Origin of the sequence: Agromyces sp. SYSU T00194, from assembly GCF_040496035.1 — a bacterium.
In the GTDB taxonomy this organism is placed as follows: Bacteria; Actinomycetota; Actinomycetes; order Actinomycetales; family Microbacteriaceae; genus Agromyces; species Agromyces chitinivorans.
Map to the genome: position 1 here is coordinate 1,435,929 of NZ_JBEPJZ010000001.1, position 11,713 is coordinate 1,447,641.

Below are 11,713 nucleotides of genomic sequence, written 5' to 3' on the forward strand. Positions count from 1 at the left end.
TGCGGCGACGGGGCGGCTCAGGCCGACGCGCGCAGCACCAGCTCGGTGTGGAGCAGGGTCGAGGGCTCGACGTCTTCGCCCTCGATGAGCCGCACGAGCGTGCGCGCCATCGTCGCGCCCATCTCGAGCGACGGCTGGTGCACGGTGGTGAGCGGCGGCACCGCGGTGGCGGCGTAGTTGTCGTCGTCGAAGCCGACGACCGCGATGTCGTCGGGGATCGACAGGCCCGCCTCGCGGATCGCCGAGTACGCGCCGATCGCCATCTGGTCGTTCGCGGCGAAGAGGCCGTCGATCGGCTCGCCGCGCTCCAGCAGCCGTCGCATCGCGGCCGCGCCGGTGGTGGGGGAGAAGTCGCCGTACTCGACGAGGTCCTCGGCGAGGCCCGCCTCCTGCACCACCCGGCGCCAGCCGGTGAGGCGGTCGACCCCCGGGGGCATGTCCTGCGGCCCGGCGATGGTGGCGATGCGACGGCAGCCGCGGGCGACCAGGTGCCGGGTGGCCAGCTCCGCGCCGTGCGCGTTGTCGACGTCGACGGTGTGGGTGACCCGCTCCTCGGGGTCGAGCGGGCGGCCGCCGAACACGACCGGCAGCGACCGGCTGACGTGCGCGTACGAGTGGTCGCCGGTGTGGTGCGAGACCACGAGGGCGCCGTCGACGTTGCCGCCGAGCAGGTAGCGGCGGGTCTTGTCGACCGCGCGCTCCGACTCCATGAGCATCGACAGCGTGTACTCGGTGTCGGCGAGGGCCATCGCGACCCCCTGCACGAGGGTCGCGAAGAACGGGTCGTTGAAGACCTTGACGGTCGACTCGGGCACGACGAGGGCGATGGCCTGGGTGCGACGGCTCGCGAGCGAGCGTGCGGCGCGGTTGGGCACGTAGTTCAGCTCGGCGATCGCCGCCTGCACCGCCTCGACGATCTCGGGCGTGACCTTGGGGGAGCCGTTCACGACCCGCGACACGGTCGCGCGCGAGACGCCGGCGCGGGCGGCGACCATCTCGAGCGTGGGGGCCGCGCCCGCGGCATCCGCCTGGCTCATCGTCCGCTCCCGCCTCCGGGCCCGGCCGCGCTCGCCGGGTTGGAGTCCACGCTACTCGCCGCGGGCGCAGCGGGGCGGGAACGGGCGATGAGGTCCGCGTAGGCGAGCGCCGAGTCCTTCGGGGTGCGCACCATCGTGTCGTAGTCGACGTGCACGATGCCGAAGCGCTTGTCGTAGCCCCAGGCCCACTCGAAGTTGTCCAGGAGCGACCAGACGAAGTACCCGCGCACGTCGGCGCCGTCGGCGATCGCGTCGGCGACCGCGTCGACGTGCGCCGCGATGTAGGCCGTGCGCTCGGGGTCGTGCACCGCGCCGTCGGCCGAGACCTCGTCGTCGTACGCGGCGCCGTTCTCGGTGACGTAGAGCGGCGGCAGGTTCGGGTACTCCTCGCCGAGCCGCACCAGCAGCGTGCGCAGCCCCGCGGGGTGCACCTCCCAGTCCATGGCCGTGCGCGGCAGGCCGCGCCACGGCATCGTCACGTACTCGCTGCCCACGAAGGGGGAGCGGCCGGGCTTCGCGGTGGGCTTCGCGCCGGGCACGTGGTCGGCGGGCAGCGCACGACCGCTCACGCAGTCGTCGTGGTAGTGGTTCACGCCGAGGAAGTCGATCGGCGCGGCGATCACCTCGAGGTCGCCCGGCTCGATGACCTCCTCGAGGCCCTGGCCGCGCACGTCCTCGAGCAGGTCGGCGGGGTACGCACCGCGCAGCATCGGGTCGAGGTACATCCGGTTCCAGATCGCGTCGATGCGCCGGGCCGCCTCGACGTCGGCGAGGTCGTGCGGGTTCAGCGGCACCGCGTTGGTGAGGTTCAGCGTGATGCCGAGCCGGATCTCGCGCCCCGCGGCATCCGCCCGCTCCCGCAGCAGGGACACGGCCGTGCCGTGCGCGAGGTGCTGGTGGTGCACTGCTGCGAGGCCCGCGGCCGGGTCGTTGAGGCCCGGCGCGTGCTCCCCGCCGACGTGGCCGATCAGCGACGAGCAGAACGGCTCGTTGAACGTCGTCCAGTGCGTCACCCGGTCGCCCAGCACCGCGTAGGTCGCCTCGGCGTAGTCGGCGAAGCGGCCCACGACGTCGCGATTCGTCCAGCCGCCCTGCTCCTGCAGCGCCTGCGGCAGGTCCCAGTGGTAGAGGGTGAGCCAGGGCAGGATGCCCGCGTCGAGCAGTTCGTCCACGAGCCGCGAGTAGAAGTCGAGGCCGGCGGGGTTCGGCGTGCGCCCGTCGGGCATCACCCGTGCCCAGCTCGTCGAGAACCGGTACGAGTCGAGGCCGAGGCGGCGCATGATCGCCACGTCCTCGCGGTATCGGTGGTAGTGGTCGACGGCCCGCTCGGGGGTGTCGCCGTTCGCGACGGCGCCGGGCACGCGCGCGTAGGCGTCCCAGATCGAGTCGAGCTTGCCGTCCTCGTGGGCGGCGCCCTCGATCTGCGCGGCGGCGGTGGCCGAGCCCCAGAGGAACCCTGCGGGGAAGGTGCGTGCCATCAGCCCTTCACCGCCCCGGCCATGATGCCCGAGATGAGCTGCTTGCCGGCGACCACGAACAGGATCAGCAGCGGGATGGTCGCCATGACGGCGCCCGCGAGCACGATCGAGTAGTCGATGTAGTAGCCCGACTGCAGCTGGCTGAGGGCCGTCTGGAGCGTCGGGTTGGTGGGGCTCAGCACGATCAGCGGCCACAGGTAGTCGGTCCACGCCATCATGAACGTGAACAGCCCGAGGATCGCCATCGCCGGCCGGGCGGCCGGCAGCGCCACGTGGAAGAAGGTGCGGATCTGGTTCGCACCGTCGACCCGCGCCGCCTCGATGAGCTCGTCGGGGATCACGTCGACCAGGTACTGCCGCATGAAGAACACGCCGAACGCGGTGACCAGCGTCGGCACGATGACCGCGCCGATCTCGCCGGTCCAGCCGAGCTCGCGCATCACCATGAACAGGGGGATGATGCCGAGCTGGGTCGGGATCGCCATGGTCGCGATCACGAAGATCATCAGCCCGTCGCGGCCGCGGAAGCGGAGCTTCGCGAAGGCGTAGCCCGCGAGCGTCGAGAACGTCACGACCGAGATCGTGATGACCGACGAGATGACGATCGAGTTCCAGAGCGCGAGCCAGAACGGGATGGCGTCGAGCACCTGCACGGCGTTGGCGAGGAAGTTGCCGCCCGGGATGAGCGGGAGGGTCTCGCCGCGCGTGGCGTTGGTGCCGCTCGCCACGACGAACGACCACCAGAGCGGGTAGGCGCCGCCGATGACGAACGCGGCGAGCAGCCCGTAGGTGAGGAAGCCGGGGCGGCTGCCGAGGCCGGCGTTGCCGGAGCCGCGGCGGGGGCGCGTGCGGCCGTACCTGTCGACGCGCTCGGTGCGCTCCGGCCGGTCGGGCGAGACCACGTCCACCTCGACGGCGGGCACGGGCTCGGGGGTTGCGGTGGTCATGCGTCGGCTCCCTTCCGGGCCGCGCGGCGCGCAGCGCGCCGCCCCCCTCGCGCATCGCCGGTGGCGACCCGGCGCGAGAGGAGGAAGTTGACGAGGCCGAAGGCCACGATGAGCAGGAACAGCAGCCAGGCCACGGCGGACGCCTCGCCGAAGTCGCGCCGGAAGAACGCGAGCTCCCACATGAACAGCACGGTGGTCTGGAACTGCCGGTCGGCGCCGCCGATGCCGCCGGCGTTCGACACGTCGAACAGGCGCGGCTCGGTGAAGATCTGCAGGCCGCCGATGGTGGCCGTGATCACGACGAAGATGAGGGTGGGGCGGATGCTCGGGATGGTGACCGAGAAGAACCGGCGGGCCGCGCCCGCGCCGTCGATGGCGGCGGACTCGTAGAGGTCGCGCGGCACGGCCTGCATCGCGGCGAGCAGGATGAGCGTGTTGTAGCCCGTCCAGCGCCAGTTCACCATCGAGGCGATCGCGATGTGGCTGAGGAACGTGTCGTGCTTCCACTGCTGGTCGGGGATGCCGATGAGGTTCAGCAGGTTGTTCACGAGCCCGTCGGCCTCGTTGAACACGCTCGAGAAGATGATCGCGACGGCGACCGGCGTGACGATGTAGGGGAGCAGCACGCTCATGCGCCAGAACGTCTTGGCGCGCAGCCCCTGGTCGAGGAGGTACGCCAGCAGCAGCGCCATCGCGAGCTGCGGAACGGCGCTCAGCAGGAAGATGCTGATGGTGTTCCGGATCGAGTTCCAGAAGAACCGGTCGTTCAGGATCGCCCAGAAGTTGTCCAGCCCGACGAAGTCGCCCTGGCCCTTGAGCAGGTCCCAGTCGAACAGCGACACCCAGAACGTGTAGGCGAGCGGGAAGAGCCCGACGAGCCCGAACAGCAGGAAGAAGGGGGCGACGTAGGCGTAGGGGCTGGCCTTGACGTCGAAGACGCTCAGGCGCTGGCGCCAGGTCAGGCGGGGCGCGCGGTCGCGGCGCGGCTCGTCGTCGGGGGAGCCGGTGCCGGTCGGCGGTGTGAGGGTGGAGGTCATCGCGGGTCCTGTCGTGCGGTGCGTGCGATTCGTGGGGCGGGGTCCCCGGGAGCGTGCGTCCCGGGGACCCCGCCGTGGTGGTGCCGAGTCGGTGCGGCTAGCCGACCAGCTCGTTCAGCAGCACGAGCGCCTCGTCCCAGGCCTCCTGCGTGGAGACCTCGCCGCGGTCGAGCTTCTGCAGCGGCGGGCCGAAGACGTTCTCCTGGATGACGGAGTCGTCCGGACCCTTGAACTGCGCGACCACGCCGACCGAGCGACCCGCGAGGATCTCGCCGACGGGTGCGTCGTTGAAGAACTCGTTCGGCGTCGGGTTCGCCGCGAGCTCGTCCTGTGCCGCGACGGTGCTCGGGAACGTGCCCGCCGCCTCGAACTGCGCGACCTGCTGCTCCGGCTGGGTCAGCCAGTCGGCGAGGGCCGCTGCGGCCTCCTGGTGCTCGCTGGTCTCGGGCACGGAGAGGAACGCGCCGCCCCAGTTCGCCGCGCCGCCGGGGAAGACGTCGGCGAAGTCCCAGCCGGTCGAGGCGTCGCCGCCGCCGGCCTCGGTGTTGCCCTGCACGACGCCGAGCATCCAGCCCGGGCAGACGAACGTGGCGAAGGTGCCGTCGACGAACGACTTGCCGCCGTTCCAGTCCCAGGCCGCCTGGGCGGCCGACAGGCCGTCCTCGGTCGCCGCGCCGAGCAGCTCGAAGCGCTCCTGCAGTTCGGCGTTGCCGTCGACGTTCAGCTCGCCGTCGGCGGTGTAGTAGCCCTCGTCGAGCTGGTTCACCATGGCGTTCCACACGAAGCCGGAGTGGTCGTACCAGGCCTTGCCGGTGGCCTCCTGGTAGTCGCGGCCGACGTCGAAGAAGTGCTCCCAGTCGCCGTCGATGAGTGCGGCGACCTCGTCGCGGTCGCTCGGCAGGCCGGCCTCCTCGAAGAGGGCGCCGTTGTAGCAGAGGCCCTCGGGGCCGATGTCGGTGCCGTAGCCGATCACGCGGCCGTCGGCGTCGGTGGCCTGGGCGTACTTCCAGTCGACCCAGTCGCTCGAGCGGTCCTCGATGCCGAAGTCGCGCAGGTCGACGAACGTGTCGGAGACCTCCATGATCGAGCCGAGCCAGCCCTCCTCGATCGCGACGATGTCGGACAGGCCCGAGCCGGCAGCGATCTTCGTGAAGGCGTCGGTGCGGGCGTTGCCGCCGGTGTCGATGTTGGTCGCCTCGATCGTGACGTTCGGGTGCTCCTCCATGTACTGCTCGTAGAGGTCGTCGTAGCCGAACGTGCCGAACGTGGTGATCGTCAGCGTGATGGGCTCGTCGCCGGATCCCTCGTCGTTGCCGTCTCCGGTGGAGCAGGCGCTGGCGAGGAGGGCGACGGATGCCGCGCCGGCGAGTGCCGCCGCGACCTTCGTGTGGCGTGAGAGCTTCACGGTCACTCCTTTGTGTGTGCGTGGGGTCGGAATGCTGCTCGCCTGAGAGCGCTCTCTTCCACAGTGTGAGAGCGCTCTCACGCTTGCGGGGTCGATGGTTGCACCCCGAGCGGAGCCTGTCAAGAGAGCGCTCTCACGAAGTCGTCCGATCAGGACGATCGTGACCGTTCCGTGACCTCCTCCCTGCGCCGGCGGGCGGGCGGATGTCTCCCGCGACCCGTTCGCCCAGAGCGAACGCCCGCACCCGGCTAGGCTCGTCGCATGGCCGCCGCTTCCCGATCCCGGGCCGCCCGCCCGGGGCGCCGCACCACCACCACGATCGTCGTCTCCCTCGTGGTCGCGCTCGTGGCCGCGCTCGGCGCCGGAGCGCTGTTCGGGGCCTTCGGGGGCGCCATCGGCACCGCCGCGACGCCGACGCCCACGCCCACCCCGACGCCGCGCCCCGAGCCCGCCTCCACGCCCGATCCCGCGCCGGTCGACACCTTCGACCGGTCCGCGAACTCGCTCGACGACCCGACCAGCATCTGGGTGGTCGTCAACAAGCTGAACCCGCTCGAGCCGGCGGACTTCGTGCCGCCCGACCTCGTGCAGGTGCCCGTGGCCCACACCTGGGTGCCCGAGATGCGGCAGGAGGCATCCGATGCCATCGTCGCGATGTTCACCGCCGCCTCTGAGGAGGCCGGCCTCGCGCTCGCCTCGAACTCGGCCTACCGCAGCTACGACTCGCAGGTGTCGATCTACACCGGCAACGACCTGCTCACCGCGCGTCCCGGGTACAGCGAGCACCAGACCGGGCTCACGATGGACATCGGCGCCGCCTCGGGCGTCTGCTCGCTCGACGTGTGCCTCGCCGACACCCCGGAGGGTGTCTGGCTGCGCGACAACGCGTGGCGGTTCGGCTTCATCCTGCGCTACCCGGCCGACAAGACCGAGGTCACCGGGTACCAGTTCGAGCCGTGGCACTTCCGCTACGTCGGCACCGACCTCGCGACCGAGATGCACGACACCGGCGTGACCACGCTCGAGGAGTTCTTCGGGCTGCCGGCCGCTCCCGAGTACCCCGCCGACCAGGGCTGAACGACCCTGACGCCGGTCGGTCCGACGGGGGTAGCCTGACGATCGGGCGCTGATCGGAGGCCGTCATGCTCGACGAACCGGCACGGTCCGACGAACCGGCACGGACCGACGAACCGGCACGGACCGACGGGGTCGCGCGCGCCGACGAGTGGGCGCGGCCGGACGGCACGGCCCGCCGGAGCTCCACCGGCCTCGCGATGGGCGTGCTCATCACGAGCCAGCTCCTCGCCGGCCTCGGCGTCGCCACCGGCATCGCGGTCGGCGGCATCCTGGTCGAGGACATGACCGGGGCGGTCGCCCTCGCGGGCCTCGCGCAGACCGCGATCGTGCTCGGCGCAGGCCTGCTGGCCGTGCCGATGGCGCGCCTCGCCGTCGCCCGCGGGCGGCACGTCGCGCTCGGTGCGGGCTACGTCGCGTCGGCCGTCGGGGCGGTGCTCGTCGTGCTCGCCGCGGTGACGGGCATGGTCTGGCTGATCATCCCGGGCTTCGCCGGAGTGGGGGCCGCGACGGCGGCGGGCCTGCAGGCGCGGTTCGCCGCGCCCGAGGTGGTGCGTCCCGAGTTCCAGGCCCGCGCGATGTCGATCGTGCTGTGGGCCACCACGATCGGCGCGGTCGCCGGGCCGAACCTGTCGCAGTGGGGCGACGAGGTCGGCCGGTCGTTCGGGCTGCCCGCGTTCGTCGGCCCGTTCGCGTTCTCGTTCGTCGCCTTCGCGGCGAGCGCGGTGCTGGTGGGTGCGCTGCTGCGCACCCCGCCCGCCGGCACGCTGCAGGGCGAGGCACCCGAGCCGGTCGCCGACGACGCGCCCCCGCCCAGCGCGTTCCGTGCGCTCCGCACCGCCGTGCGCGAGCCCCGGGCGCTGCTCGCGATCCTCGCGATCGTCTGCGCGCACACCGTCATGGTGGGCGTCATGGTCATGACCCCCGTGCACCTGCACGTGCACGGCCTCGGCATCTCGCTCATCGGCCTGGTCGTGTCGATCCACATCCTCGGCATGTACGGCGCGAGCCCGCTCATGGGCTGGCTCGTCGACCGCATCGGAGCGGTGCGCGTCATCGGCATCAGCGTCGCCGTGCTCGCCGCCGCGGTGACCGTCGGCGGGCTCTGGGGCAGCGCCTTCGTCGGCGCATCCCTCGCCCTCGGGCTGCTCGGCCTCGGCTGGTCGGCGGGCCTGATCGGGGGGTCGGCGCTGCTCACCCACGCGGTCGACCGGCGGCTGCGCGTGCCCCTGCAGGGGGCGACGGATGCGGCCATGAACCTCGCCGCGGCCGCCTCGGCGGCGTTCTCGGGGCTGATCCTCAGCCTCGGTGGCTACGGCGCGGTGAATGCCGTCGCGGCGGTGATCCTGTTGCCGGTGGTGGTCGCCGCGATCCGCGTCGTGGTGCGGAAGTCGCCGGTCACCGGCTGATTTCGCGAGGGGCTGATCGGATGCCTCCGAGGCATCCGATTCTCGAATGCCGCTCATGTTTCACTCAGGAAACGTGACGGATTCGTCCAGAACCGGCTGGAACCGTGTCCGGCGGCCCGACTCCCCGCGCACCGTGGCGCCCCCCTTCCCGATCGCCCCGGGCCCCCGAACCCCCCTGGATCCTCCGTGCCCTACACCCCCTTCCACCGTGCCCGCGCGCGCATCGACGGCGGCCGCGCCGCCGGAACCGACGCCCGCCACGGCCGCCACCTCGCCCCCGCAGCCCGCCGTGCGACGGCCATCGCCCTGCCGTCCACCGCGATCCGGCGCGTCCTGCTCGCGACCGCTGCCTTCGGCACCGTCGCGGCCTGCGCCATCGGCGCGACCGTCACCGGCGCCTGGGCGGCGCCCGAGTCGGGCCGCACGCTGACCGCCGCCGCGCAGGCCTCGCTGCAGCACGCCGAGATCGCGGCATCCGTGACCCCCGCCCCGTCGGAGCCGGTCGTCTTCGCGGCTGCGTCGGTCGACGAGGTCCCCGTGACCGGCGGCACCGAGGTCGAGGTCACCGGCACCGACCTGTCGAGCGTCGCCGCGGTCGCGGTCGACGGCGACGAGGTCTCCATCACCGACCACGCCGACGACGCCATCACGTTCGAGATGCCGGCCTCCGACGCGGGTCGCACCGGCGACGTCGACGTGACCTTCCTCGACGCCGACGGCGACGAGATCCCCGTGGTCGACCCGGTGGCCGCGGCCGACCACCTCGCCTCGGTCGCCGGCACCGACCTGGTCGCGACCATCATCGGCGACGACGGCGTGCTCACGACCCCCGCCGACACCGGCTCGGGCGCCGCCTCGGCCGACGCGAGTGCTGCCGACGCGGGCGACGCGGATGCATCCGCTGCCCTCGTGCTCACCTACGTGCCCGACCCCGGCATCGAGCGGCAGATGGCGTACGTCATGAAGCACTGGAACTCGTACAACAGCGCGGAGTACATCGTCATCTCGGGCGCCGACTGCGCGAACTTCGCCAGCCAGTCGCTCGCCGCCCGCGGGTGGACGATGGACAAGGGCTGGGGCTACTCGTCCGCCGGCTACACGCCGAGCTGGATCAGCTCGACGGCGTTGCGCGACTACCTCGCCTCGAAGCCCGACCGCGCGACCGACCTCGGCTCCGACCGCTCCGAGGTCAAGGTCGGCGACATCGCCCAGTTCGACTGGGACAACTCGGGCGACCGCGACCACACCACGATCGTCAGCCGTGTCGAGCACACGAGCTCGGGCACGAAGATCTGGGTCGCCGGCCACACCAAGGACTCCGACTACTGGAGCGTCGACGAGGCGCTCGCGAACTCCGGCGGCTCGGTCCAGTTCTGGAGCATCCACTAGCCCACCGCGTCCGTCGCGCCGCTCGCGCCCGTCGCGCCGCCCGCTCGCCCGGTTCGCCCACCCGAGATTCGCGCCCGAGGGCCATTTCCTCGTCTGAGGGCCGAAGCGTTCGCCCTCAGCCCGGGAAACGGCCCTCAGGCGGAGGGGTCGACCGGGTCAGGCGGTCTCGAGCACGGCACCGGATGCCGCGGGCAGCACCAGGCCCTCGGGCGACGGCGAGGCACCGGCATCCGTCGCCAGGAGCACGCGGCCGGAGGCCGGCACGGTGACGGGCGCGTCGCCGAGGTTCGCGGCGACGGCGAGCGCGCCGCGGTGCAGCACGAGCCAGCGGTCGTCCTCGGAGTACTCGACGCGCACGGTGCCGAAGCGCGGGTCGGTGAGCTCTGGCCGCGCGCGGCGCAGCGCGATGAGCTCGCGGTAGAGCGCGTGCGTGCGGGCGTGCAGGTCGCCGCCGTCGTCGCGGTCGCCGTAGGGCTCGGTCCAGTCGAGCTTCGAGCGCGTGAACGTCTCGGGGTCCTGCGGGTCGGGCACGATGGACGGGTCCCAGCCCATGCGCGCGAACTCGGCGATGCGCCCTTCGGCGGTGGCGCGGCCGAGTTCGGGCTCCGGATGCGACGTGAAGAACTGCCACGGCGTCGACGCCGCCCACTCCTCGCCCATGAAGAGCATCGGCGTGTTCGGGGCGGTGAGCATCAGCAGCGCCGCGAGCCGCAGCCGGCCCTCGTCGAGCGTCGCGGTGAGGCGGTCGCCGGTGGCGCGGTTGCCGATCTGGTCGTGATCCTGCGCGAACACCACGAGCGCCGACGTGGGCGTGCGCTCGCGGTCGATCGGGCGGCCGTGCGTGCGCCCGCGGAAGCTCGAGAACGTGCCGTCGTGGAAGAACCCGCGCTCGAGCACCTTCGCCAGCGCGCCCACCGAGTCGAAGTCGGCGTAGTAGCCGACGGTCTCGCCGGTGAGGTTCACGTGCAGCGCGTGGTGGAAGTCGTCGCTCCACTGCGCGGTCATGCCGAGCCCGTGGTCGGCCCGCGGGCGGATCATGCGCGGGTCGTTGAGGTCGCTCTCGGCGATGAGCGTCAGGGGGCGGCCGAGCTCTGCCTGTGCGGCATCCGTCTCGATCGCGATCTCCTCGAGCAGGTGCGTGGCGCGGTGGTCGACGAGCGCGTGCACGGCATCGAGCCGCAACCCGTCGACGTGGTGGTCGCGGAACCACATCTGCACGTTGTCGAGGATGAACCGGCGCACCTCGTCGGAGCCCTGCCCGTCGAGGTTGACCGACAGCCCCCAGGTGTTGGCCGCCGCCTGGTGCAGGTACGGCCCGAACTCGGGCAGGTAGTTGCCGCTCGGGCCGAGGTGGTTGTAGACCACGTCCTGGATCACCGCCAGCCCGCGCCGGTGGCACGCGTCGACGAACCGCTGGTACGCGGCGGGCCCGCCGTAGGTCTCCTGCACCGCGAACCAGGCGACGCCGTCGTAGCCCCAGTTGTGCGTGCCGTTGAACGCGTTGACCGGCAGCACCTCGACGAAGTCGACGCCGAGGTCGACGAGGTGGTCGAGCCGGTCGATCGCCGAGTCGAGCGTGCCCTCGGGCGTGAACGTGCCGATGTGCAGCTCGTAGATCACGCCGCCGGCGAGCGGCCGCCCGGTCCAGTCGCCGTCGCCCCAGTGGTGCGCGCCCGGGTCGAACACGCGGCTGAGGCCGTGTACCCCGTCGGGCTGCCGGCGCGAGCGCGGGTCGGGCCGCGGGGTGTCGCCGTCGCCCAGGAGAAAGCCGTAGTCGGTGCCGGGGGCGGCGGATGCCTCGGCCGACCACCACCCGTCGGCCCCGCCGGTCATCGGCACGCGCTCGTCGCCGACCACCAGGGTGACCCGCTCGGGCGTCGGCGCCCACACGCGGAACTCGGTCATGTCGTTCCTCTCCGGTCTTCGTGTCGTCGCGC

At 72.2% G+C, this 11,713-nt stretch carries 9 protein-coding genes; 3 read left to right on the top strand and 6 right to left on the bottom strand.

Annotated elements, in window-relative coordinates; all coding sequences use genetic code 11:
- Nucleotides 1-17 precede the first annotated feature (17 nt).
- From ABZK10_RS06680 to ABZK10_RS06700, 5 genes are all read right to left on the bottom strand, one after another.
- Complete coding sequence (locus ABZK10_RS06680) at nt 18-1,037, bottom strand: LacI family DNA-binding transcriptional regulator (protein ID WP_353808400.1); 1,020 nt, start codon at nt 1,035-1,037, stop codon at nt 18-20.
- Nucleotides 1,034-2,515 (bottom strand): GH1 family beta-glucosidase, encoded by a 1,482-nt coding sequence (locus ABZK10_RS06685; protein WP_353808401.1) that lies wholly within the window; start codon nt 2,513-2,515, stop codon nt 1,034-1,036. Before ABZK10_RS06685 ends, ABZK10_RS06680 begins: the two co-directional genes overlap by 4 nt.
- Nucleotides 2,515-3,462 carry a carbohydrate ABC transporter permease gene (locus tag ABZK10_RS06690; RefSeq protein ID WP_353808402.1) on the bottom strand — a complete coding sequence of 316 codons (948 nt, stop codon included), beginning with the start codon at nt 3,460-3,462 and terminating at the stop codon, nt 2,515-2,517. The genes ABZK10_RS06685 and ABZK10_RS06690 overlap by 1 nt, the downstream gene beginning before the upstream one ends.
- Nucleotides 3,459-4,499, bottom strand: a complete 1,041-nt coding sequence (locus ABZK10_RS06695) for a carbohydrate ABC transporter permease (protein ID WP_353808403.1) — start codon at nt 4,497-4,499, stop codon at nt 3,459-3,461. Before ABZK10_RS06695 ends, ABZK10_RS06690 begins: the two co-directional genes overlap by 4 nt.
- Before the next feature lie 97 nt (nt 4,500-4,596).
- A complete protein-coding gene (locus tag ABZK10_RS06700) occupies nt 4,597-5,904 on the bottom strand; it encodes an ABC transporter substrate-binding protein (protein WP_353808404.1) in 1,308 nt (435 codons plus the stop codon).
- Between the two features lie 261 nt (nt 5,905-6,165).
- Between ABZK10_RS06700 and ABZK10_RS06705 the strand changes: the two genes are divergently transcribed.
- The 3 genes from ABZK10_RS06705 (at nt 6,166) to ABZK10_RS06715 (ending at nt 9,776) form a co-directional block, all read left to right on the top strand.
- The gene (locus ABZK10_RS06705) at nt 6,166-6,981 is read left to right on the top strand and encodes a M15 family metallopeptidase (protein ID WP_353808405.1); all 816 of its coding nucleotides are present in this window, start codon (nt 6,166-6,168) and stop codon (nt 6,979-6,981) included.
- 65 nt (nt 6,982-7,046) lie between these two features.
- Nucleotides 7,047-8,387: an MFS transporter gene (locus tag ABZK10_RS06710; RefSeq protein WP_353808406.1), complete on the top strand. Its 1,341-nt coding sequence runs from the start codon at nt 7,047-7,049 to the stop codon at nt 8,385-8,387.
- A 186-nt stretch (nt 8,388-8,573) separates the two neighbouring features.
- A complete protein-coding gene (locus ABZK10_RS06715) occupies nt 8,574-9,776 on the top strand; it encodes an amidase domain-containing protein (protein WP_353808407.1) in 1,203 nt (400 codons plus the stop codon).
- 156 nt (nt 9,777-9,932) lie between these two features.
- On the opposite strand, the gene treZ is transcribed toward ABZK10_RS06715, so the two are convergent.
- Nucleotides 9,933-11,681 carry a malto-oligosyltrehalose trehalohydrolase gene (gene treZ, locus ABZK10_RS06720; protein ID WP_353808408.1) on the bottom strand — a complete coding sequence of 583 codons (1,749 nt, stop codon included), beginning with the start codon at nt 11,679-11,681 and terminating at the stop codon, nt 9,933-9,935.
- Nucleotides 11,682-11,713 lie beyond the last annotated feature (32 nt).